The following is a 23,052-nucleotide window of genomic DNA, read 5'->3' as shown; positions in this document are numbered from 1 at the left end:
GCCTTGAAGGAGCGGCCCTGATGCAGATAGACCTCGCCCGGGCTTTCATCGGTGCCGGCCAGCAGCGAGCCGATCATGGCTGCACTGGCGCCGGCGGCGAGCGCCTTGGCCAGATCGCCGGAATATTTGATGCCGCCGTCGGCGATCACCGAGACGCCTGATTTGTGCGCCGTCTCGACCGCCGACATGATGGCCGAAAGTTGCGGCACCCCGACGCCGGCAACAATGCGGGTGGTCCAGATCGAGCCCGGGCCGATGCCGACCTTGACGGCATCCGCGCCGGCGTCGGCGCAGGATTGAAGTGCGAGACTCGCTCCGGAATGTGCATTGTGAACGAAAGCCCATGCGCCTGCACGAACGTCTCAGCGAGCTTTTCGCCGACGTCATGAACGATCACCTCCAGGATCGCCTCATAAACGCTGCCAGTGTCTTCCTCGATCTCCGCACTGCCGATACCCACCCACGTCGCACCCTCGGTCTGAGCACAGCGCTCTTCGAGAAAGCGGACAAGCTTTGTGGCGTCGTAGGGTCGCATGAAAATTGTGGTCTCGCCTGACACGATGTCATCATCGCATAGGCTCGGCGAGTCTGGCACGCCAGACAAGGTCCGCAAAGGGTGGAGAGCGGTCCTTACGGCGAACGACCATCTACTTCGCCATCACCGTTCCCGGTGCAACCTCAAATCCCAGATGTTGATAGAACGAGACGACCTTCGTGTTCGTCTCCCATACCAGCAGTTGCACCTTCACGACGCCACGCCCACGCTTCGCCGGCCTCGACCATCTGCTTGCGCCCAACGGTCATCGGGTCACGAACGCGATTTGTCGATCATTTCACGGATGCCTGCCGCAAAGGCTTTGACAGTAAAACCGGGCGGTAGAGAGTCGATCAGTGCAATATCCGAAATCGCGCCTTTGAACCGAAGTGGACGCAATGCCGTGTACTCAGGCGAGTTGTACCATTTGTCGAGTGACTGCCGATCAGGGAACTCCATGACTACTATCGAGCCTGGCCACGCACCCTCCAACACATCGACCGGCCCTTGAGCTAACCATTTGCCCCCGTAGGGGGCGACTGTCGCCTCCACCTGATCAAGGTAAGACAGCGCATCCAGGTTGGGGATGTCACCGGGAATGCGAAGATGATTGACGAGATACGTTGCCACGGTGTCGCCTCCTGAACTTTGGTTTGCTGGGACCGGGCTCGGCCAGCAAGTTCATTGCGCATACTAGGTGGCTAAGGCCATTCGTCGAGTCATACAAAGGTTTGGTCGAGACAAAGGGCGGAAAGCTCTTCGGCCCCGGCTCACGGGAGAAGGTTGGTAGCAGCGCAGAAGTCCGAAATGGGTCGAAAGCGGACTTAAGACTGATAGTCTGCAATGTGTCGATACGCGACAGTTCTGATGGCGATCCGTACGTCCGAAGATGGCAGTGCGCCTGTCGAGTTATTGGCCTCGCGACGACCGAAGTCGGAAGGCAACCAGCTCTAGTCCTTTGAGGCGGCGTGAGGTCGGGAGGTAAGTTAGAGGAGGGTTTCAAATAGGCTGCCGGTATCGTCCTCAATCTCGGCGCTGCCGATGCCCAGCTCCTTCGCATCAGCGAACAGCTTATGCGTCAACTCGTGCCCGGAGATTACATCCATGACGACGTGCCAGGCATATTGGAGCCAAGCCACTTCAGCACGCCTACCGACGCAAATTTTGAGTTTGGGCACAGCGCCGGAAGGCAGAATGCGTGGCAACCACTTCACCGGACTCGAAGCTTGCCAAGCCGCAGTGATCGGAACGCACCACTCCTCAACATTCACACCAACGGATAGTCCGGATACCCATTCGTTTGAGCCGCGGATCCGGACGAACAATGGCCGCCTCGACACCTGTCCGGCAACATTCACATCAGCGATCGGCCGAACAGCCAATACGATCTGCAGCTGGTCGCTGACGCCACCACGGTGCACGCGGAAAGTGCGACTGTGCGGAGTTCCTTTCTGAAGAAGTTGGCAACTCGGAAACTGGTTGAAATCAGCACCCCAATATCGACGCGGTTGCAACCGCTTTGCGAACCCTTTGATGAACACGGAGATATCAGATGAGCTCAATTGAGGCTTCAGGCGCCGCCCTGACCTGGGAAGTACTTACCGTAAAGCGCCCAGGACTTAGTCGTGAGTTGCCTGCCGGGCAAGAGAGGTGGGCTTGGGTGGCGAACTCGTCGACCCTTATCTCGGGCGAGCGGGATGCCGTACTCGTCGACACTTTTCTGACGACCGAGCAATCCTTGACATTGCTGAACTGGGTAATCGCGAGCGGCAAGAACCTGACCGCGATCTATATCACGCACGGACATGGCGACCATTTTTTTGGCCTCGCGCCAATCCTGGAGCATTTTCCAACCGCAAGGGCTGTCGCGATACCCGAAGTTGTCAAGGCGATGGAGGCGCAACTGTCACCGGAATCGATCGATGGGTTTTGGCGCAAGCGTATCCCCGACGGGATACCCGAGCGGCTGCTCGTGGCCGATCCACTCGGTGAAAACGAATTGGAGTTAGAGGGACACAAACTCGTCCCTGTCAATACGGGGCAGACCGACACAGCCTGCTCTACAAGCCTGCATGTGCCTTCTATCGACCTGATCGTTGCAGGCGACGTCGTCTACAACGGCATTCACCCTTATCTCGCAGAGACAACCGCGCTGAGCAGGCTTCAATGGATCAGTGCCCTTGAGAAGCTTGAAGCACTTGAGCCGAAGGCGGTTGTTGCCGGCCACAAAATACCGGAAAACGACGATGACCCCCGCAACATCGGCGAAACGCGGAAATATCTGCGAGATTTCGATCGCCTCGACAAGATCACGAATACTGCGCGCGAACTCTACGACGCGATGTTGGAGCTTTATCCCAACCGCGCCAATCCGGGCTCGCTCTGGGGCGGTGCGCAAGCCGCAAAGAAGCTTGACTGATTGCCAAATTGCGCAGCGCGAAGACAAGGCTCCTTTCCCCAAAGCCAGCGCAGGCTTTCTCGTGGTGGTCCAGACCGCGGTATCCTCTTGCTGCCAGAGAGACCGCCAGACCGATAGCCGCAAAAGCTATAGGCACTCTCCAGCCCCTGCCATCGTCCATAGGTCAAACGCTTGGCATGGCGCGACGTGTGCTGTGAACTGTGTCGACTCGCACCCCTCCTGCGGTATGCCCGGGTCGTTCGTCCAGCGCCCTTTTCACCTGTGGCGCCGGCCTTTTCGAGGCAATCCTGTGGTTCCAACTCGGCCGCCGTAGTGCGCTTACCGTGCTTCGCGTTGCGGTATGCCGCAGCGCCGCAAGGAAGAAAGCATCGCAACCACCGCACCCGACTCGAAGCTTGCCAAGCCGCGGTGACCGGAATGCACCGTACCTCAACATTCACACCAACGTATGGTCCGGATATCCATTCGTCTGGGCTGCGTATCCAGTAGAACAATGGCCGCCTCGACACCTATACGGCAACATCCACATCAATGGTCGCACGCACAGCCAATACGGCAGCGACAGTTTTCAGAGCCTTGGCTGTTAAAGGCCTTGCTCTGAGGTGTGCCGCGTAATGCAGGCCAGCTGAGCTATCGGATTCGGAGCAACAGGCATACCAGCTTGAGCCACCTTGCGGGAGTGCGATGAGTATTGCTGTCGTGCGACATCCGACCATCGTCGCAGGATTTCCTCCTGCGTCCTGGGCGTTCGCGCTCAGGATCTGGGTGGCCATCGTCGCGGCCCTCTATACGAGCTTTTGGCTCGAGCTGCAGTCGCCATCTACGGCGGCGCTCACAGTCACCGTTCTGGCACTCCCCACTCGCGGCCAAGGTATGGAAAAGGCCGCCTTCCGGCTGATCGCGACCGTGCTCGGCGTCATGGCGTCGATCGCCATCGTCGGGCTCTTCGCCCAAAGCGGCGGAATCATGCTTGCCGCGTTCGCCGCATGGATCGGGCTGTGTGTCTACACGGCAGGATTGCTGGACGGCAACCGCGCTTACGCTGCAGCACTCGGCACGATTACCGTTGCGCTCATTGCGATTCAGCAAATCGATAGTCCCCAGCAGGTCTTCGAGACTGGCGTGGCGCGTGGCGCGGCCATCGCCGTTGGTGTTCTCGCAGTCACTTTGGTGAACGACCTTTTGGCCGCCCCCGACCATTATCCGAAAGTGGCCGCCCAACTCGAAGCGTTGCAGCGCCGGGTCGCGGATTACGCCCAGAGCACGGTTCGCGGTCAGACCATGCCTGCCACGATGGCAGCCGGACTCCTGCGCGAGATCGCGGCGCTGCGTCCTGATATAGCAAGCCTCGCCACAGAATCGAGCAACGGACAGGCGAGAAGCGCGGCTGCCCGTGCCGCGGCAGTGGATCTCGTCGCTGAACTGGCTACGGCCCGGGCACTGGAAACGTTGCCAGTCGCTGCCGAACCGCGGCCGCGGGAGCAAGCTATCTCCGAACTTGAAGCAAACTCCACCGTGCCCAGGTTCAAGTGGCCTTCAGGCAGCTTGGCAGAAGGCTCACCCGGTCTGATGGCGATATGTCTCGCCTGGCTCACTGGAGAACTGCTCCGAAGGAACAGGGACGTGCGGGGCAGCCTCGACGCATTGCGGGCAGGAAACCACGGCTCCCACGAGTGGCGCACCCCTTTATACCGCTCCCGCCGCATTGCGGCGGAGACCGGCGTCAGAGCCGCAATCTCCTTTGTGCTGCCATCGATGTTCTTCATGATGACGGGGTGGCCGGCAACCGAAGCCTGCCTTGCTCTTATTGCCGTGCTGATTGGGTTGAGCGCTACCGTACCTGACGCACGCACCTTCACGACGCTCGCGGTCGTTGCCATGCCGATCTCCTGTCTGCTTGCCGGTATTCTGGAGTTCGTGGTTCTGGACGGCGTCACCGGGTTCCCTTTGCTGGCGATTGGTCTGGCGCCTTTCACCATCGGCTGCGCACTGCTGACAACGTTGCCAAATCCGATCCTGTCGACCCTTGGGCGGTTGACCCTGATCTTCGTCATAGCTTTCTTCGCACCAAGCAACCCACAGACCTACGATCCACAGACCTTTCTATTCGTCTGCTTTTTCGCGTGTCTTGCGACAAGTTTGCTGTTTGGAGTTCAACTTCTGATCCCTCCTGTGTCGAACGATCACCGGCTTCGCCTTCTGCTGGAAGACGCTCGCCACGAGCAGCGCAGTCCGAGATTTGACCGAGCTGGGCACCTCGCACGGGAAGAGGCCACGTTTCGCGATGCCTCGCGGATCGGCCAGATCGTGACTGCGGCTGGTGCATCTCCGCGGAATAGCCCGGTTCTCGATGAAGCCATGTTGTGGTTCGACCGGGCGGCGGCGCTGCGACTGTGTGGCGCCGGATTGGATCGGCTGGCAACCGGCCCGCTAGCAAATGTGGCCGACGCAGCACGTGCGGCGCTTGTCCAACGGGACGGGCCCGCATTGTTAAGCTCGGCCAAGGCTTTGGGTGAAGCCGCCGCATCCGGGCACAATCCAGTCGCCACCGCGGCGTGCGCAGCGCTCGTCCTGGCGAGTGTTTCCTTCACGGACAGGTCTATGGAGAGCGGCGACCCATGACGCACACGTTTCGGGAGCTCGTCATAGGCGGAGTTCTGGTAGCGCCCATAGTCACCTATGCAGCGATTGCGCTCGTCCTCGTCATAGTGCTGCGCCCGCTCCTGCATCTTATTGGATTCTCGGGGTATTTCAGCAATCCGTCGATCGCCGAGCTTAGTCTGTTCGTCGCGATTTTCGGGCTGCTTACTATGCTTCTTTAGGGAGAAGGTCATGGAGATTCCCCGGCCTCAGGATCAAACGATATTGCTGGACGAATCGCCCTTCGAAGAGCAGGTCACCGTCGGCGACGCGACCCATGACTCCCCAGTACCAAAGCCGGTAAGCCGGGTCGGAGGCGACAGCCCAGCTGGCCGGCCTCAGATACCCTCTGCATCGGCGCCATCCATCGCCTCGACGCGCGGTGGTTTCGGGCGTCTTCTTCTTGCGGTTGGCAAGCGTCTTTCCACGCTCGCCATCGCGCTGTTCGCTGGCCTGATCGCGGTTCTCACATGGCAGGACTATGTGCGGGCGCCTTGGACGCGAAATGGCACCGTTCGTGTGCAGGTCGCGAACATCGCGCCTCAGGTATCGGGCCAGATCGTCGAACTTAGGGTGGCCGATAACCAGTTCGTCGGCCAAGGTGACGTGCTCTACGTCATCGACCCGTTCGACTTCCAGGTTGCTGTGGCCACCAGCAAGGCGACGGTGGCCCAGGAAGCGGCGGACCTGCAAGTCAAGAAGGTCCAATCCGATCGGCGCCAACATTTGTCGTCTCTTGCCACGACACCCGAGGAGCAACAGACCTTCGCCGGGAACGCCGCTCAGGCCAAGGCCCAGTTCGACGCGGCGCAGCAAGAACTTGCCCAGGCCGAACTAAACCTCACGAGGACCAAGGTCGTCAGTCCCGTCAGCGGCTATGTGACCAATCTGCTGCTACGGGTGGGCAACTATGCGCCCACAGGGGTGACCAATATCTCCGTGATCGATTCCGACAGCTTTTGGATCGATGGTTATTTCGAGGAAACGAAAATGGCGCGGATCTGCTTTGGCGATCGCGCCGAGGCGAAGCTGATGGGTTACGCCGAGCCGATCCTTGGACACGTGGAAACAATCACCCGGGGCATCAGCGTATCGAACGCTGCCCCAGGCACCCAAGGGCTGCCCAACGTCGATCCTATCTACACCTGGGTACGCCTCGCGCAACGCGTGCCAGTCCGCATCGCCATCGACTACGTTCCGGCGGGTGTGCCCCTCGTTTCCGGCATGACGGCAACGGTGACAATCCGGCCGGTTACGGGAACCGATCACCGAAACTGGTTCGATCGCGTGCGATCAGATGTTGCAGCCAGGTTTTCCGAGCTTTGGTACGGCTCGGTGTCGCGACCGGGTTGTTTGGCCGACAGGGCCGGAGCACACCCTGCAACGGAATCGATTCCAGTGCCTAGGGCGAGCCCGGCCTCATCTCCAGAGCAGATCAGTCCAGGCATCGCTCCCGGTATGGACGTAGCTCCGCGCAGCAGTGGCCAGCAGGACCACTGACATACGACGGCGGATTGCGAAATATCGCAGTAAGGCTTCTAGGCGCGGGACGCGCAGATCGCATCAGCGTAACTATTTCAAATCAAACCGCTTTTTCATGACGTCAGAGTCCGCCGGGATAATTCGGGCTTTCGCGGGTAATCGTGACGTCATGGGCGTGGCTTTCACGAAGTCCGGCGTTGGATATGCGTACAAAAGTGGCGCGTTCGCGGAAATCGGCAAGATCGCGACCGCCGACATAACCCATAGCGGCTTTCAGCCCGCCTGCAAGCTGGTGCAGCACGCCAGACACAGGTCCTTTGTAGGGAACTTGCCCCTCGATGCCTTCCGGRACCAGTTTCAGCGTGTCGCGCACCTCGGCCTGGAAGTASCGATCGGCCGAGCCGCGCGCCATGGCGCCGACCGARCCCATGCCGCGATAGGCCTTGAAGGAGCGGCCCTGATGCAGATAGACCTCGCCCGGRCTTTCATCGGTGCCGGCCAGCAGCGAGCCGATCATGGCTGCACTGGCGCCGGCGGCGAGCGCCTTGGCCAGATCGCCGGAATATTTGATGCCGCCGTCGGCAATCACCGAGACGCCTGATTTGTGCGCCGTCTCGACCGCCGACATGATGGCCGAAAGCTGCGGCACACCGACGCCGGCAACGATGCGAGTTGTGCAGATCGAGCCCGGGCCGATGCCAACCTTGACGGCATCCGCGCCGGCGTCGATCAGCGCCTGCGTGCCTTCGGCGGTGGCGACGTTGCCGGCCAGGATGCGAACCGAGTTGGAGAGCTTCTTGGCGCGCGCCACCGCGTCCAGCACGCGCTGCGAATGGCCGTGCGCGGTGTCGATGACCAGAAGGTCGACGCCGGCATCGATGAGACGTTCGGCGCGCTCGAAACCGTCATCGCCGACGCTGGTGGCGGCGGCGGCGCGCAAGCGGCCCTGCGCGTCCTTGGTGGCGTGCGGGTTGAGCTGCGACTTCTCGATGTCCTTGACGGTGATCAGCCCGACGCAATTGCCTCGGCTGTCGACGACGACCAGTTTTTCGATTCGGTGCTGATGCAGGAGGCGCTTGGCCTCGTCCTGGTCGACATTCTCCTTGACCGTGATCAGGTTCTCACGCGTCATCAGTTCGTAGACCTTCTGCGCCGGATCGGACGCGAAGCGCACGTCGCGGTTGGTCAGGATGCCGACCAGCCGACCGATTTTCTGGCCGCCGGTGCCGCCATTCTCGACCACCGGAATGCCCGAAATCGAATAGGTCCGCATCAGCGAAAGCGCGTCGGCAAGGGTGGCGTCGGGGCCGATGGTGACGGGATTGATCACCATGCCGGATTCGAACTTCTTGACCTGCCGCACCTGCTCGGCCTGCTCGGCCGGCGAGAAATTGCGGTGGATGACGCCAATGCCACCGGCCTGGGCCATGGCGATGGCAAGTCGCGCTTCGGTGACGGTGTCCATCGCCGCCGACAGGATCGGCACATTGAGGTCGATGTCGCCGGCAATGCGCGTGCGGACATCGGTCTCGCCGGGCATGACCTCGGAATGACCGGGCTGCAGAAGCACGTCGTCAAAGGTGAGCGCCAGTGCGCCGGTGGACGTTTCGATGATTTTTGCCATGGCCAGTCCTCGGAATACAAAAAAGCGCTTGACCAGGATGGACAGCGCCGACTCGTCTTCTTCCCTTTCAGGATTGGCGCTGGCTCGTAACACGTCCCGCCGCCGATGAAAAGCCGATGATTTCACGCTCCCGTAAAGGTGACGTGACGCCGAACGGACGTCATCTGCGGTTGCGGTCGCACAAAAGTGACTGCAAATTAATGCGACATCCGCCCCAAGCCGTGATAACCGCCCTTCGTGTCGGCTTGCCCCCAAGGTCGGCAAGCAATTGACGACGAAACATTCAGTTCGGACGCGTTCCTTGAACCGCACCATCCCGCTCATCCTGGCGGTCGCACTTTTCATGGAAAACATGGATTCGACCGTCATCGCGACATCGCTGCCGGCGATCGCCATCGACATCCATACCAGCCCGATCGCGCTGAAGCTGGCGCTGACGGCCTATCTGGTGTCGCTGGCGATCTTCATTCCGATCAGTGGCTGGATGGCCGATCGCTTCGGCGCCAAGAATGTCTTTCGTGCCGCAATCGCGGTCTTCATGGTCGGCTCGATCGCCTGCGCCCTTTCCGGTTCGCTGCCGGCTTTCGTGGTGTCACGTTTCCTGCAAGGCATTGGCGGCGCCATGATGACACCGGTCGGGCGACTGGTGCTGGTGCGCGCGACACCGAAAAGTGAACTGGTCGCGGCTATGTCCTGGCTGACCGTTCCGGCGCTGGTCGGGCCGCTGGTCGGACCGCCGATCGGCGGGTTCATCACCACCTATTTCACCTGGCACTGGATCTTCCTGATCAATGTGCCGATAGGCCTGATCGGCATCTGGCTGGCGACGCGTTTCCTGCCGCGGACCGAACCAACGCAGAACCCGCCACTTGATTTCATCGGCTTCGTGTTGAGCGGGCTGGCGGCGTCCGGCGTGGTGTTCGGCCTGTCGGTGGTCAGCCTGCCATATCTGCCGCCGATCGTCGGCATCATCACGGTGGTAGTCGGCCTGGCGTCGGGGGCGCTCTATTTGCTGCATGCGCGCCACGCCAAAAACCCGCTGCTGGCGCTGGAACTGTTCCGCAACCAGGTGTTCCGCTCGTCGGTGCTGGGCGGCTCACTGTTCCGCATCGGCATCGGCGCCGTGCCCTTCCTCCTGCCGTTGATGTTCCAGATCGGCTTCGGACTGACGCCCTTTCAGTCGGGCATGATCACCTTCGTCTCGGCGATCGGCGCCATCGGCATGAAATTCGTCACCGCGCTGATCTTCCGCGTCGCCGGCTTCCGCCGCGTGCTGGTCGTCGGCTCGTTGGTCGCTGCGGCGTCGATTGCCATCAACGGGCTGTTCACACCCGACACGCCCTATCTGCTGATGCTGGCCATGCTTTTGGTCGGCGGCTTCATCCGCTCGATGTTCTTCACCGGCGTCAATGCGCTTGCCTATGCCGAGGTTTCGGCTGAAGACACCAGCAAGGCGACGCCGATTACCGCTGTCTTCCAGCAGCTTTCGATCGCGCTCGGCGTGGCGCTGGCCGGCGGCATCCTGGAAGTTTCGACGTCAATCCATGGCGGTCCGCTGTCGCTGGACGACTTCCACATCGCCTTCTTCATCGTCGCGGCTGTATCGGCGGCGGCGGCGCTGTCGTTCGTGCGGCTGGCGCCCGATGCCGGCAACGCCATCTCCGGCCATGGCCGGCTGAGCACGCCCAAGACGCTGGAACCGGTGAGCCCGCCTGGCAATTGATGCCGGCCCGGAAGGCAGCCGTCAGCCTTCGGACGGCTCCTGCTCAGCGCTTTCAACCTGGGCACCATCCGGCGCCATGCGTCCCTTGAAATCCTTGGCCAACAGATAGAGCTCGACCGATTCGTCGCGCGACGCCGGCGGCTTGACGTGATGGACCGAGCGGAAGTTGCGCTTGAGCATTGAGAGCAGTTCGTTTTCGGCGCCGCCCTGGAAGGTCTTGGCGAGGAAATGCCCGCCCGGCTTCAGGACCGACAGCGCGAAATCGGCCGCGACCTCGCACAGATGCATGGTGCGGATATGGTCGGTCCTCTTGTGGCCGGTGGTGGGTGCCGCCATGTCGGACAGCACGACATCCGGGTCGCCGCCCAGCGCCTCGGCCAGTTTTTGCGGCGCCAGTGGATCGAGGAAATCCATCAACAGGACCGGCGCACCGGGCACGGCATCCATTTCCAGATAGTCGATGCCGACGACATGCGGCTTGTCGGCCGTCGATTTCGTGCGCGCCGCCGCGACCTGGCACCAGCCGCCGGGGGCAGCACCCAGATCGATCACCTTCATGCCGGGTTTCAGCAAATGATGCTTGTCGTCGATCTCGATCAGCTTGTAGGCCGCGCGCGAGCGGTAGCCATCCGCCTTGGAGCGCTGGACATAGGGATCGTTGATGTGGCGCTGCAGCCAGCGGCGCGACGATTCCTTCAGGCCGCTCTTCTTCTTGATCCGCGTCTTCAGCACGCGAATGCTCGCAGACCCTGGTTTTTCCGGTTTCTTGGTCATTGCCTAATTTCTTGCCTGAGCATGGTCTGTTCCGAAAACCGGGCGCCACTTTTCGGGATCATGCTCGCCTTTTTGCCTGAGCATGATCTGTTCCGAAAACCGGGCGCCACTTTTCGGGATCATGCTCTGCCACGTCCATCGTTGCGCCAGACGCCGTCATCGGCCATCAGTTCGCTCAATATGCCCTCGCGCAGGCCACGGTCGGCGACGCGCAGCCGCTCCGACGGCCATACCGCGCGGATCGCCTCGAGGATAGCACAGCCGGCCAACACCAGATCGGCGCGATCGGCGCCGATGCAAGGGTTGGCGCAACGCTGCTGGAAATCCCAGCCGACCAGCTTTTCGACCATGCGGTCGACGCTGTCGCGGTCCATCCACAGCCCGTCGACGCGCCGGCGGTCGTAGCGTTCGAGGTCAAGGTGGACGCCGGCCAGCGTCGTCACCGTACCCGACGTGCCGAGCAGATGGAAATTCGGGCTGGCCTTGAGATGGCTTAAGCGGTCGCGGCCGTCGAAGCTGGCCAACCGGTTGGCGACGTCGTCGACCATGGCGCCAAAGATCTCGCGCGTCACCGTGCGGCCGCCGAAACGCTCGGCCAGTGACACGACGCCGACCGGCAGCGACGTCCACGACACGATATGGTGGGCGAGCCGCGGCGAACGGCGGCCGCTGAGGTCGATCAGCGCGATTTCGGACGAACCACCGCCAATGTCGAACAGGACGACGCCTTGCGTGTCACGCTCGACCAGCGAACCGCAGCCGGAAACCGCCAGCCGTGCTTCGGTCTGGCGATCGATGATCTCGAGCTTCAGGCCGGCCTCGCGCTCGACGCGATCGAGGAATTCGACGCCGTTTTCAGCCGAGCGGCAGGCTTCGGTGGCGATCAGCCGGGCTTTTCTGATCTTGCGGTTGCGCAATTTGTCGCCGCAGATCTTCAGCGCCTCGACCGCGCGGTCCATCGCCGGCTGGCCGAGCCGGCCATTGGCCGTGAGCCCCTCGCCCAGCCTGACGATGCGCGAAAAAGCATCGATGACCCGGAACTGGCCATGCCGCGTCGGCACGGCAACCAGCAACCGGCAATTGTTGGTGCCGAGGTCGAGAGCCGCAAACACCGGAAGCTCCTGCAGCGGCGACCGGTGGGCGCCCGGCTCATGCCGTGCCGGCGCAACGGCGGGCAAGACCACCGAATTGGGCAGTTTTGTCGCTTCCGCCGCCGAAGGGGCGTTGCCGGGCACAAGCGATCTATTCCCTACGGGATGCGCCTCGTCGCGCGCAAAAACCTTGCGCCCGCGCCTTCGCTTGCGTCGCTTCCTGGGCTTGCCCTTCTGGCTGTGGGTTGCGTCGCCCGCCTGCCCGTCGGCGGAGCGGGACTCCGTCGGGCGGCTTTGCCGCCACGAGCCCGCTGGCCCTGGGGAAGTGCTGGACGCACCCACCTCCGGCGCGCCAGCGCYGGTGTCGCGGTCTTCCACTTTCGTTCCTTCCGGCGCCGCGCGAACCGATGACGGACGCAGCAGGCGCTTTGACGTGTTTTAAGTTGCCGCCAGACTAACAGTGCCGCGCCCGATTACCAAGAGCCGCGCGCTCAATTTTGCCGGCTCGGCGCGTGAACCGCCTTTGAGGCCGCGCCACGCAATGTACCCGTAAGCCTCGATTGGTAGGCGCAATGCCGGCTGGCGTCCCGTTGGGCCGCCCTCGACGCAGGCAAATCCTGCCGGCTGCCGCAACGCAAAGCGTTCGCGGTTGAATAGCCGGCTTCAATGAGGCATCTCTGAAATGAGCGGAAGAATCCGGCGCAACCGGCCTCTCGACAGAAAAGGAAGCGGACCCGCAACGCATGGCAATCAGGCAATGAACTGGAGACGCTATTTCTGGCCGGTCGTCGGCATTGCGGCGGTGATTTTCTCGCTGCTCCTGCTCTGGCACGAACTGCGCGGCATCTCGCTCGACGATGTCTGGGGCGGCATATCGGCGATTCCGGCTCGCCGCTGGATTCTCGCGGCGCTGTGTTCGGTCGTCGCCTATGCCTCGCTCGCCGGCTACGACCACATCGCGCTCTTGCATATCGGCAAGAAAGTGTCGTGGCTGTTCGTTACGCTCTGTTCCTTCACCACCTATGCGCTGTCGCACAACATCGGCGGATCGGTGTTCTCCGGCGCCGTCATCCGCTACCGCGCCTATGGCACCAGGGGCCTGACCGGCCAGGATGTCGGCGTGCTGGTGGCGATCTGCTGGATCACCTTCGTGCTGTCGACGATTCTAGCCTCCGGCCTCGTATTGGTCTTCGAGCCTGAGATTCTCGACCGGTTTTCCGGCATCGCCCATCACGGTCTGTCGGAGGCGGCGGGGATCGTGATGCTGCTGCTCGTCGCCGCCTACATATTCGGCAGCTGGCTGCATCTGCGCCCACTGAAGATCGCCAGCTTCCAGTTGCACTATCCGGCGCTGCCGATCGTCGCGCGGCAATTGCTGATCGGCCCGGTCGAGCTGCTGGCGGCGGCTGCGATCATCTTCTTTGCCCTGCCATCGATCCACAATCCCGGCTATTTTGTCGTCCTTGGCGTTTTCCTGATCTCGTTCTCGATCGCGCAGATCTCGCATGCGCCGGGTGGGCTCGGCGTGTTCGAAGTGGTGTTCCTGGCGGGGCTGTCCGACATGGATCCGGTCGGCGTGCTGGCGGCACTGCTGGTGTTCCGGCTGTTCTACCTGGTCATCCCGCTGATTCTGGGCCTTGGTATCGTGCTGTTCTTCGAACGGTCGCAGTTCAGCCGAAGCGAGAGCTGAGGCGCGGGTGGACTTGGCGTCGCCCGGGCCACGCAATGCGTGGAACCAACTTACAAAACGGACCGACAAAACGTTGCGATTGAACTGCCGAGCAGGCTTGACTATTTTCCGCTGGCGGCTACAAGGCAGCGCTCAAGCGGCTTGGCCGCTCGGCCCGCACGGTTCATGACCGCGCTTGCTGGGGAATAGGTTAACGGTAGACCCACGGACTCTGACTCCGTTAGTCCTGGTTCGAATCCAGGTTCCCCAGCCAATCAATTTCAGACACTTAGCTGCCAAACGCCCCAAAAATCATGTTGCTAGGCCCGTGTAGCGTTAGCAACCTAAGCCATTGATTTGTAACGATTGGTAATGGTTGCGGGAATCGCGATAGCAACATGGCGGCATGAAACCCCACCGAAGTGGGGGCTAAACCTAAACCTTCGTTTAGGCAGCAAGACCTTCGCACAATTGCGGCGACGTACTGCAGCCGGTACTTTATCAGCTATCGGCCATCTACTCCTCCCAAGATGCGATGCCGGTACCCAGGCTAACTCCTCCCCCGAGGTTAGCTCAAATAAACCCGCTGCCATTCCCCCTTCGGCAGCGGGTTTTTCGTTTGCGACCACCACAACAAAAAGCCCGCCGAAGCGGGCCTTCTGTCGGTAGCAATTTTGCGACCTCGGTCCAAATTGGCAGCAACGCCTGGCTCTCACCATCAGCCTTGGCGGCAGGTTCGCCGCGGGCATCGTGTTCGGTCTTGGTGTCGCCGTCGGGCTGGCGCTGGCGGGCTGATGTGACGTCCTGCTGAAATCCGTCCGAGGTTTAGACTTGTCAGCAGCTTGTGACGAGCAGCCTGGCGCGGCTCATCAGTCTGGAACTATTTCGCAACGACGACGTTTGGTGGATAGCCAGAAATAGTGCCCAATCAGCGAGGACTTGATCATGAAGTTCCTGACCGGCATGGCCGCCGCCTTGATATCAGCGTTAGCGCTAACGAGCGCTGTTCCAGTTGATGCCGCACCAATTTTCGTTCCTCAGGCGCAAAGCGCGCAGCCCCACGTTTTCCAAGTTCGGGGCGCCAGATGGCGCAACAATCATTGGGGAGGCGGCAATTATGGGCGATACAGAGGTGGCTACTATGGCCACCGCTACTATGGGCGTGGATATGACGGCTACAATGACTTCTTTCCGGGAGGACTTGTCGCAGGAGCCCTGATCGGAAGCATGTTCAACAACGGCTACTACGGTGGCGGCTACTACGATGGCGGGTATTATTCCGACCCGTATTACGGCGGTGGCTATTACCGCCCGGTGTATTATCACAGGCACTACTACCATAGGAATTATTACCACCGTAGGTACTATCACTACAGGTACTATCATCACAGGTACTATCATCACAGGTACTATCATCCCAGGTACTACTATAACTATAGGCACTACTACCACCACAGGTATTACCATCGTAGGCACTACTACCGCTACTGAAATAGCGCACGCTGCCCAGATCGCAATGGGACTCCATGAGATCCAGAGCGGTGATCGGCGACATTGCGCGGTCCAGGTGGTCATTGAGACGCTTCTGGACAGACTGTTGGCGCGCTGCGGCGAGTTGTGGCCGATCGAGCGCATCCGCGCCCTTGCCGGTCTCGATCTCGGCGAACTCGCCGACGATCGCGATGCCCTCGACTTCGGCAAAGCGGGCTTCTCCAAGCCTCGCTGTCAGGCGGCTTTAATGCCCCTCGTCAATCCCGCGACCTTCTTGATGTGCGTTACCGCCGCGTCGCCGCCAGCGGTCTTTGTGAAAAGATCGAGTGTCTCGTCGCCGTCATCACCGACCGGCATGAGCGCCTGATCCATGTAATCCTTTGATGCAGAATTTCGCGAGATCGCACGTGCCGCTACCATAAGACGCACAATTGTGTTGGCGAGGACGGCGTGTTTCCGAAGAGTTTCCCATACGAATCGAGGCCAGAAGTACCAAGGGTTTTCGCGGGGCATGCCGGGGCGCCGCTCCGACGGCCGCTTGAGGCGCAGAAGACCAGTCTGCAACGGATGCACCTTCTCAAGAGGGACTACGGTTGAGAACGTCACGAGGAGCTTGACCAGACTGCCGAGTGGAACGCCAGACGCGACCGCACGGCGCAACAGCGTACGCATATGCTTGGGCGTGTAGTAGAGCGACCATGCTTCCTGGTAGATGCTCTTCCATTCCTGGCTGGTCATTCTCGGATGTGCTGTGCAGACATGCTCAAGGTCGTAGACGTTGAGATCGGAGTCCATCTCGACCCGCTTCCTCCAAAGGCCCTGGTGGTCCTCCGACCCCGGCAGCGGCGTCAGGTTAAAAAACTCTATTATGTCGAGAGGGAGCTCTTCCTGTATGATTGCGATATCGCGTCTGATCGTCTCGGGCGTGTCCGACGGAAAGCCGAGAATATAGCCCGCCAAAGTCATGATGCCCTGTGCCTTCCAGGCGAGTAGCATCTTACGGTATTCGGTAATCTTGTTCTGCCGCTTTTTGGCCGCAGCGAGATTGTCCGGATTGACGTTCTCCAAGCCAATGAAGACGCGCGTAACACCAGCTCGTTTCGCCTTCTCCACGAAGTTCTCGATCTTGTGGCACAGCGTGTCCACCTGGATCATGAGGCCGAGAGGGATGCCATCCTTCTCACGCAACGAGATAAGGCGGTCGAAAATCGCTTCCCATTCCCTATTGCGCGCGAAATTGTCGTCAGTGATGAAGAACTTGTGGACCCCGTGCGTCCAGTTCATCCGCACCAGCTTCTCCACGTCATCTGCGGAGCGGAAGCGTGATTTTCGACCTTGCACATTGATGATGGTGCAGAACGAGCATTGATAGGGGCAGCCGCGACCCGCATCGAAACTCGTGCTGAGGCCCATAGTGTGTTCGACGTACTGTTTAGGAAGGAACGGTACCGGCGAGCCCTCAATGCCGGGCATGTCCTTCAGGAAATCGTATAGCGGCGCGAGCTGGCCAGATGCAGCGTCGCGCAGTACCGCTTCGAATCGACCTTCGGCCTCGCCTGCAAACATGGAAATGCCCATTTCGCGACAAGCGTCGAGTTCGACCGCGCTCCCGTCCAGCATGGCCAGACATCCCGAGACATGGAAGCCGCCCATCGCGACGGCCACTTTCGCGTCGCGGAAGGGTCGAGCAATATCGAGCGCGCGGGGATACTGATTGGACTGGACGCCAATCAGAGCGATCATTCCGAAATTGTCGTGCTGCCGGAGCTTCGCCAGCAGCGCCGGAATATCGACCCGCGTGTTGGTCTCGTCGATCGCCATGATGTCGATGGCTACGTCTGAACCGAGGATTTCGCGATCCGCACAATCGGTAGCGATGCCATAGACAGCGGCGAGCGAATTCGACGGGATCATCGCTCGCCACCAGCGAATAACGTATCCGTCATCGTCGTAGTGCGATGGCTTTATCAGGACGAGCTGGAAACGTCGCCCCGCGGCTTTTTGAGAAGAAGCGGACAAAACACGCACCCCTCGTATCAAAAGCCAAAGATAGCACGCAGGACTGCGCCTGTCGCCCTGCGGGGTCATAATTAAAGTGACGGGCGAAGGTTGAGGAAGGGCCGGTAGGCCCTTCCTCAATGGCTCGAAGGTCGGTCGTTACTTTCATAATCCGCTGACGATTACCGACTTCGCCAGCCGTTATCCGATCGCCTGCGAGGCGCTCTTGACCACCAAGGAAGCCTATGCCTTCACCAAAATCCCTGTTTTTCCCTGTACTTCAGGGAACCGAGACCAGAGACGGGTTCACTTGAGACTGCCAGCACAGGCAAGCAATTTGCCAAGTTAATCAGCTCGTTGTCCAGGCCCGAGCCGATCGGCGCTCGCCTCCGCGCCACCGACCTTGGAGTAGGTGGACCCTCAAGCGGGGTTAGCTCTTGCCAATCGCGTCGCTTTGGCCGCAATCTCGGCGCGAAGAGCCGCTCATCGGATGTCGGCGTGATGGGGATTTTGCCATGACCCGAGATCAGATGCTCGCCCACCTCCGATCCGCAGACGCGGTCGCGCGCGAGGCGGCGGCGCATGGGCATCATCCGTTCGGTTGCGTGCTGGTCGGGCCGGACGATCACGTGCTGATGCGGCAGGGCAATCTCGACACGGTGCGCCATGCCGAGACCGAGCTTGCCCGGCGCGCCGCGGCGACCTACGAGCCGGAGTTCCTATGGCAATGCACGCTGGTCTCGACCGGTGAGCCCTGCGCGATGTGCACCGGAACGCTCTACTGGGCAAATATCGGCCGGCTGGTCTACGGCTTCGAGGAGAGCAAGCTCCTGGCGCTTACGGGGAATCATGCGGACAACCCAACGATGAGCCTCTCATCGCGCACCGTACTCGACTCCGGCCAGAAGAAGATCGAGGTCTTCGGCCCCTTCCCCGAGATCGCGGACGAGTTGATCGCACCACACCGCGATTTCTGGAAGCGCTGACGCGGTGTCCAGCCCTCCGCCGGGGCGCTCTGTAAGCGCGCTCTAACCAAAGCGCTCGGAGAACTCGGGGGCTCAATGGATCGCTTCAACCTCGGCAGCTACCGCCGCCCCATCTCCACCCACTCGGCGGAAACCCGGCGCTGGTTCGATATCGGCCTGAACTGGTGCTACGGCTTCAACCATGAGGAAGGCATCAAGTGTTTTGAGAAGGCACTCGCAACGGACCCCGATTGCCCGATGGTGCATTGGGGCATCGCCTATGCCGCCGGGCCTTTCTACAATCTGACCTGGAGGGAGCATGGCGAGGCTGAGGCCGAAAGCGCGACGAAGCGCTGCTTCGAGCATGTTCAACTCGCGCACGCCAATGCGGCTTCCGCCAGCGAGGTCGAAAGGCGATTGATCGAGGCGCTGGCCCGCCGCTTCCAAAAACCGCATCGGGTGACGCCGCCGGAATTCGAGCAGTGGGATGACGCCTACGCCGCCGCGATGCGGCTGGTGTATCAAAGCTTTCCTGACGACCATGACGTGATGGCGCTGCTGGTCGAGGCGCTTATGATGCGCACGGTGCGGCGGTTGTGGAACCTCAAGACCGGTGCGCCTGCGCCGAACTCCGACGTGATCGAGGCGCTCGCGGTTTGCGAGCGGTCGATCCGGCTTGCCGACGAGGCCGGCATTCCACAGCATCCGGCGATCGTCCATCTGCACATCCATCTCCTGGAAATGTCGACCATGCCGGAACGCGGCATGCGATCGGCGGACCTGCTCGGCGAAATGTGCCCCGATGCCGGGCACATGAACCACATGCCGGGTCACATCTATGTGCTGTGCGGCGCGTACGAGAAGGCCAAGCTCGCCAGCGAGAAGGCGGTTCGCGCCAACGACCTCTATCTCGCCTATGCGGACGAGCCGACCTACTACCTGCTCGGCTGCTGCCACGACCTGCATCTGATGATGTTCACCTGCATGTTGCTCGGCCAGTCCAGACCGGCCCTGTGGGCCGCCGACAGAGTGCGCAGTCTGGTGACGCGCGACGTGGTCAGCCTTCCCGACCGGCCAAAACTCACGCAGACGGTGGAAGGCTACCACGCCATGAAATCGCATGTTGAGGTGCGCTTCGGCCGCTGGCAGGAAATCATCGACGAACCGGTGACCCGGGAGCCCGGCGTCTATGTGCTGACGGCGGCCATGCAGCACTACGCCAAGGGTGTGGCGCACGCGACGCTGAGGAACTTTGCCGAAGCCGAGCGCGAGCGCGAGAAATTCTACCGGCATCTGGAAGGCATTCCTATGGAACGGCGCTTCCTCAGCAACCCGACCCGCGCTTCGCTGGCTGTCGGCGCGGCTCTCCTCGACGGCGAGCTTGCCTATCACCAGGGCCGGCATGAAGTGGCGTATGGCCATCTGCGGCAAGCGGTCGAGCTTGACGACAATCTGTCCTACACCGAGCCGTGGGCGTGGATGCACCCGCCGCGCCATGCGCTGGCGGCGCTGCTTCTCGACCAGGGCCACGCCGAGGAAGCCGAACAGGTTTATCGCGACGATCTGGGCCTGAGCGGCAAGGTGCAGCGCTGCGCCCAGCACCCGAACAATGTCTGGGCACTGCACGGCCTGGTGGAATGCCTGAAGCGGCGCGACGAGACCGAAGAACTGCCGGGGCTGCAGGCAAGCCTTGCCACGGCGTTGGCCAAGGCAGACGTGCCGGTCAGGTCGTCCTGCCTGTGCAGGACGAGCGTGCAGTCAGCGCCCAGCTGCTGCCACTGAGCCCCGAAGCTACCCCAGCCACTTCTCATAATCGGACACCAGCAGGTGCACCGGGGCGACGTCCTCGTCGATGTTGGAGAAACGGCCGATCTGCTCGCGGAACACATTGTCGGTGAGATCGTCATTGACGGTCGACACCTCGCCGATCAGCACATCCTTGCCCTCGGCCCAGAAGGCGTGCCAGACGCCGGGCAGCAGCGTGACGCTCTGGCCCGGGTCGAGCTTCAGGAGCCCGCCCGCCGGCAGCCTGTGGATGGTTCCATCGACAGGCACCGACACCTCGGCCTTGGGATCGATACCCCCGTCGCGATCGTGCATGAACAGTTCCAGCACCAGCTTGCCACCGCCGCGGTTGATGATGTCCTCGGCCTTGATGTTGTGGCGGTGCATCGGCGACAGCTGGTCCTTGCGCGAGATCATGATCTTCTCGGCATAGAGCATGCCCATGCCCTTCTTCATGTCTTCGTAGCGGCCGTTGCGAACCGTGAACAGGAACAGGCCGAGTTCATCGAACTTCTCCTGGCCATAGTCGGTGATGTCCCAGCCAAGCCGTGAGGTGAAAACGGCCGAGGAATCGACCTGGCGCGCCTTTGCCTCCTGCGGCGACCAATAGGCGAAGGGCGGCATGATGTAGCCGAACGAGCGGATGAAAGCGTCGGCGTCGCGGATGATGTCGTTGATGGCGGAGCGTTTCATGATCATGGTCCTTCGTGTCGATTTTTCCGACAAATCGCATAGCGGAACGCCGATCCGGTGTCGATCCATCTTGCCGCCCTGCCCGTCCTTGCGGCGTAAGCGTATGGACCACAGATCAGCTGCGCTGGCCGCGTGACATCATGCGCTTTCGGGGTCATAAACCCTGCGGATTTCCATGGGATGACAGACGATGCCGACCATCCACGACCTCGATACGCCATCGATCCTGATCGACGCCGCACGCGCCGAAGCCAACATTGCCCGCGCCCAGGCCCATGCCGACAAGAACGGGCTGAAGCTGCGGCCGCATATCAAGACGCACAAATTGCCCTATTGGGCGAAGAAGCAGGTCGCGGCCGGCGCCGTCGGCATCACCTGCCAGAAGATCGGCGAGGCCGAGGTGATGGCCGACGCTGGCCTGACCGATATTTTTCTCCCTTACAACATCCTCGGGCGGGCCAAGCTGGAACGGCTTCTGGCGCTGCATGGCCGGGTCACGCTGTCGGTGACGGCTGACAGCGTCGAGACGCTCGAGGGGCTGGCGGCCACCTTCACCGATGCCGGCCATCCTCTGCCGGTGCTGGTCGAGTTCGACACCGGCATGGGCCGCTGTGGCGTGCAGACGGCGGATGAAGCCGTTGCGCTGGCCAGACAGATCGACAAGGCCGGTGGCCTCGCTTTCGGCGGGCTGATGACCTACCCGGCCGCCGGCCGCGCGGCGGAGGCCGAAGCGTGGCTTGCCGACGTCAGGCAGGCCTTGGCCGCTTCGGGCCTCGCCTGTGACCGCATCTCCAGCGGCGGCACGCCGGATATGTGGCGCTCCAACGAGGCATCGGTCGTCACCGAGTATCGCCCCGGCACCTACATCTATCTCGACCGCTACCAGGTCGCCAAAGGCGTCGGCACTCTCGACGATTGCGCGCTGACGGTACTGTCGACGGTGGTCAGCCATCCCACAGCGACGCGCGCTATCCTCGATGCCGGCAGCAAGGCGCTGTCCAGCGACACGCTGGGGCTTGCCGATTTTGGCGAACTGCTTGGCGTTGCGGGAGCGCGGGTGACGGGCTTGAGCGAGGAGCACGGCACCGTCACGCTTTCAGACCATGCCAAGCTGCGCATCGGCGAACGCGTCCGCGTCGTGCCCGACCATTGCTGCGTGGTCACCAACCTGTTCAACGAGGTCAACCTGATCGACGGCGACAAGGTGCTGGAGACACTGCCGGTGGCAGCGCGCGGACGGATGGGCTAACCCCACGCCAGCGAGTGCTGCCGCGCGCAGCAAGATTTTTGAGAACTCGCCGGTCGTCAGCTAGCCTGTCGTGCCGCCACACGCCGCATGGCAATAACCCGGCGGCGACGAATTTCCGTGCGCATCGCCATCAGGTGCAGCGCGAAGAACAGCACCGTGAAGCCGACGGCCATCACCAGCAGCGGCCACAGCAGGCTGGGGTCGATGGTCGGCCCGCCGAGCCTGAACACCGAAGCCGGCTGGTGCAGCGTGTTCCACCAGTCGACCGAGAATTTGATGATCGGGATATTGATGAAGCCGACCAGGGTGATGATTGCGGCGGCCCAGGCGGCGCGTCCGGCATCGTCGAGCGCGCGGGTCAGCGCGATGATGCCGAGATACATCAGGAACAGCACGAAGACCGAGGTCAACCGCGCATCCCAGACCCACCAGGTGCCCCACATCGGCTTGCCCCAGATCGAGCCGGTGATCAGCGCCAGCGCCGTAAAGACCGCGCCTATGGGGGCCGCTGATTTCAGCGCCACATCGGCCAGCGGATGCCGCCAGACCAGAGTGCCAAGTGCGGAGAACGCCATCAGCGTGTAGCACATCATGGCGAGCCAGGCGAAAGGCACGTGGATGTACATGATGCGAACGGTAATGCCTTGCTGGAAATCCTCAGGCGCGGCGAAACTCATATAGAGCCCGACGGCAAGGACCAGTGCGGCGATGGACGCCAGCCATGGCACGACCCTGTCTGCCAGCCCGACAAAGCGCGTCGGGTTGGCAAGATCCATCCAGCCGGTCAGGCGTGAAGTCGTGTCGCTCATGCGGCTCTACATAGACCGCTCGTGCGTTTGGGGCAATCGAGCGGTGGTGTCGCAGGCTTGGATCGGCGCGACAGCGCCGGGGATGAGGGTGCCGGAATGAATGAA

Annotated in this window: 19 protein-coding genes, 1 tRNA gene and 1 pseudogene; 12 read left to right on the top strand and 9 right to left on the bottom strand. The window is 61.6% G+C overall.

The genetic code is table 11. From position 1 onward, the window contains the following. Window positions 1–299 (bottom strand): annotated as a pseudogene (locus AC1D2G_RS32285) (IMP dehydrogenase); the annotation flags it as partial. A gap of 44 nt (window positions 300–343) precedes the next feature. On the opposite strand from AC1D2G_RS32285, the gene AC1D2G_RS32280 reads away from it, so the two are divergent. Beyond that, window positions 344–556 carry a hypothetical protein gene (locus AC1D2G_RS32280; protein ID WP_477419101.1) on the top strand — a complete coding sequence of 71 codons (213 nt, stop codon included), beginning with the start codon at window positions 344–346 and terminating at the stop codon, window positions 554–556. 252 nt (window positions 557–808) lie between these two features. Here AC1D2G_RS32280 and AC1D2G_RS32275 read toward each other — a convergent pair whose 3' ends face one another. Both AC1D2G_RS32275 and AC1D2G_RS32270 read right to left on the bottom strand, forming a co-directional pair. Beyond that, complete coding sequence (locus AC1D2G_RS32275; protein WP_477419099.1) at window positions 809–1,165, bottom strand: DUF1330 domain-containing protein; 357 nt, start codon at window positions 1,163–1,165, stop codon at window positions 809–811. 356 nt (window positions 1,166–1,521) lie between these two features. Then, entirely contained in the window at window positions 1,522–2,097 is a 576-nt protein-coding gene (locus AC1D2G_RS32270; RefSeq protein WP_477419097.1) for a hypothetical protein, read from the bottom strand. Here AC1D2G_RS32270 and AC1D2G_RS32265 point away from each other — a divergent pair. From AC1D2G_RS32265 to AC1D2G_RS32250, 4 genes are all read left to right on the top strand, one after another. Further along, complete coding sequence (locus tag AC1D2G_RS32265) at window positions 2,088–2,954, top strand: MBL fold metallo-hydrolase (protein WP_477419095.1); 867 nt, start codon at window positions 2,088–2,090, stop codon at window positions 2,952–2,954. The genes AC1D2G_RS32270 and AC1D2G_RS32265 overlap by 10 nt on opposite strands. A gap of 684 nt (window positions 2,955–3,638) precedes the next feature. Further along, the gene (locus AC1D2G_RS32260; RefSeq protein WP_477419093.1) at window positions 3,639–5,576 is read left to right on the top strand and encodes an FUSC family protein; all 1,938 of its coding nucleotides are present in this window, start codon (window positions 3,639–3,641) and stop codon (window positions 5,574–5,576) included. Beyond that, complete coding sequence (locus tag AC1D2G_RS32255; protein ID WP_457155382.1) at window positions 5,573–5,776, top strand: DUF1656 domain-containing protein; 204 nt, start codon at window positions 5,573–5,575, stop codon at window positions 5,774–5,776. The genes AC1D2G_RS32260 and AC1D2G_RS32255 overlap by 4 nt, the downstream gene beginning before the upstream one ends. A 10-nt stretch (window positions 5,777–5,786) precedes the next feature. Next, window positions 5,787–7,094, top strand: a complete 1,308-nt coding sequence (locus AC1D2G_RS32250) for an HlyD family secretion protein (RefSeq protein WP_477419092.1) — start codon at window positions 5,787–5,789, stop codon at window positions 7,092–7,094. Between the two features lie 103 nt (window positions 7,095–7,197). On the opposite strand, the gene guaB is transcribed toward AC1D2G_RS32250, so the two are convergent. Beyond that, window positions 7,198–8,700 carry an IMP dehydrogenase gene (gene guaB, locus AC1D2G_RS32245; RefSeq protein ID WP_477419090.1) on the bottom strand — a complete coding sequence of 501 codons (1,503 nt, stop codon included), beginning with the start codon at window positions 8,698–8,700 and terminating at the stop codon, window positions 7,198–7,200. 301 nt (window positions 8,701–9,001) lie between these two features. Here guaB and AC1D2G_RS32240 point away from each other — a divergent pair, with 301 nt between their 5' ends. Continuing rightward, window positions 9,002–10,423 carry a DHA2 family efflux MFS transporter permease subunit gene (locus tag AC1D2G_RS32240; RefSeq protein ID WP_477419088.1) on the top strand — a complete coding sequence of 474 codons (1,422 nt, stop codon included), beginning with the start codon at window positions 9,002–9,004 and terminating at the stop codon, window positions 10,421–10,423. A gap of 21 nt (window positions 10,424–10,444) precedes the next feature. On the opposite strand, the gene AC1D2G_RS32235 is transcribed toward AC1D2G_RS32240, so the two are convergent. Together AC1D2G_RS32235 and AC1D2G_RS32230 are read right to left on the bottom strand one after the other, a co-directional pair. Beyond that, window positions 10,445–11,197 carry an RlmE family RNA methyltransferase gene (locus tag AC1D2G_RS32235; protein ID WP_477228902.1) on the bottom strand — a complete coding sequence of 251 codons (753 nt, stop codon included), beginning with the start codon at window positions 11,195–11,197 and terminating at the stop codon, window positions 10,445–10,447. 119 nt (window positions 11,198–11,316) lie between these two features. Continuing rightward, window positions 11,317–12,711, bottom strand: a complete 1,395-nt coding sequence (locus AC1D2G_RS32230; RefSeq protein ID WP_477419105.1) for a Ppx/GppA phosphatase family protein — start codon at window positions 12,709–12,711, stop codon at window positions 11,317–11,319. A gap of 334 nt (window positions 12,712–13,045) precedes the next feature. Between AC1D2G_RS32230 and AC1D2G_RS32225 the strand changes: the two genes are divergently transcribed. From AC1D2G_RS32225 to AC1D2G_RS32215, 3 genes are all read left to right on the top strand, one after another. Beyond that, the gene (locus AC1D2G_RS32225) at window positions 13,046–13,978 is read left to right on the top strand and encodes a lysylphosphatidylglycerol synthase domain-containing protein (RefSeq protein ID WP_477228901.1); all 933 of its coding nucleotides are present in this window, start codon (window positions 13,046–13,048) and stop codon (window positions 13,976–13,978) included. Window positions 13,979–14,157: 179 nt separating this feature from the next. After that, window positions 14,158–14,231 (top strand) — tRNA-Gln (locus AC1D2G_RS32220). A gap of 671 nt (window positions 14,232–14,902) precedes the next feature. After that, on the top strand, window positions 14,903–15,448 hold the full coding sequence (locus tag AC1D2G_RS32215) for a BA14K family protein (protein ID WP_477419086.1): 546 nt from the start codon (window positions 14,903–14,905) through the stop codon (window positions 15,446–15,448). 234 nt (window positions 15,449–15,682) lie between these two features. On the opposite strand, the gene AC1D2G_RS32210 is transcribed toward AC1D2G_RS32215, so the two are convergent. After that, entirely contained in the window at window positions 15,683–17,467 is a 1,785-nt protein-coding gene (locus AC1D2G_RS32210; RefSeq protein ID WP_477419084.1) for a B12-binding domain-containing radical SAM protein, read from the bottom strand. A gap of 494 nt (window positions 17,468–17,961) precedes the next feature. Here AC1D2G_RS32210 and AC1D2G_RS32205 point away from each other — a divergent pair, with 494 nt between their 5' ends. Further along, window positions 17,962–18,432, top strand: a complete 471-nt coding sequence (locus AC1D2G_RS32205) for a nucleoside deaminase (protein ID WP_457153748.1) — start codon at window positions 17,962–17,964, stop codon at window positions 18,430–18,432. Between the two features lie 75 nt (window positions 18,433–18,507). Continuing rightward, entirely contained in the window at window positions 18,508–20,193 is a 1,686-nt protein-coding gene (locus AC1D2G_RS32200; RefSeq protein WP_477419083.1) for a hypothetical protein, read from the top strand. A 9-nt stretch (window positions 20,194–20,202) separates the two neighbouring features. Here AC1D2G_RS32200 and AC1D2G_RS32195 read toward each other — a convergent pair whose 3' ends face one another. After that, window positions 20,203–20,889: a D-lyxose/D-mannose family sugar isomerase gene (locus AC1D2G_RS32195; RefSeq protein ID WP_477304506.1), complete on the bottom strand. Its 687-nt coding sequence runs from the start codon at window positions 20,887–20,889 to the stop codon at window positions 20,203–20,205. Window positions 20,890–21,079: 190 nt separating this feature from the next. Between AC1D2G_RS32195 and AC1D2G_RS32190 the strand changes: the two genes are divergently transcribed. After that, window positions 21,080–22,138, top strand: coding sequence for a D-TA family PLP-dependent enzyme (locus AC1D2G_RS32190; protein WP_477419081.1), 1,059 nt, complete (start codon window positions 21,080–21,082; stop codon window positions 22,136–22,138). Between the two features lie 56 nt (window positions 22,139–22,194). Here AC1D2G_RS32190 and AC1D2G_RS32185 read toward each other — a convergent pair whose 3' ends face one another. Beyond that, window positions 22,195–22,947, bottom strand: coding sequence for a heme ABC transporter permease (locus tag AC1D2G_RS32185; RefSeq protein WP_477398190.1), 753 nt, complete (start codon window positions 22,945–22,947; stop codon window positions 22,195–22,197). Between the last annotated feature and the right edge of the window lie 105 nt (window positions 22,948–23,052).

It is taken from the genome of Mesorhizobium sp. P2_C7, from assembly GCF_056404515.1.
Note: the sequence above shows the minus strand (reverse complement) of the source record. Positions and strands in the feature narration are given on the sequence as shown.